The sequence below is a fragment of the Bradyrhizobium sp. WSM4874 genome (assembly GCF_055811835.1).
The window spans coordinates 1-356 of sequence record NZ_JBVVPR010000237.1; the positions used below are offsets into that span (position 1 = coordinate 1).

A 356-nucleotide genomic window follows, 5' to 3' on the forward strand; every position below is an offset into this window, starting at 1 on the left:
TCGTCGTCAATGGCGCTTCGGCCACCGCCCGCGGCGGCACAGACGACCCAATCTCGACCGGCACGAACGGCGCTATACTCGCTTCAGCGTGCTTGCAAAACTCTTTGCGTCACCTGAACAGCTGGCTTACATGAAGGCCAGCCATGCGAGCCACCTCGGAAACGCAGGCTCCGGGCTCGAGCGATGCTGCAACAAGCCGTTCCTTCTCATCCTGCGACCACCGGCGCCGCCGCTCGACCGATGTGATCACCTCCGCCCTCGAAATCGTCATAGCGCTTCTCCTAGCATTACAGTTGCTTTTGTTGCGGGCTTCTGAATCCATGGGCAACCATGATTCGAATGTCGTGGGCGCGGGC

General features: G+C 60.7%; 1 protein-coding gene. It reads right to left on the bottom strand.

The annotated features are described in order from the left end of the window. Positions 1-109: 109 nt before the first annotated feature. Positions 110-322: a transposase gene (locus tag AC0L3P_RS40190; RefSeq protein WP_473309483.1), complete on the bottom strand. Its 213-nt coding sequence runs from the start codon at positions 320-322 to the stop codon at positions 110-112. Between the last annotated feature and the right edge of the window lie 34 nt (positions 323-356).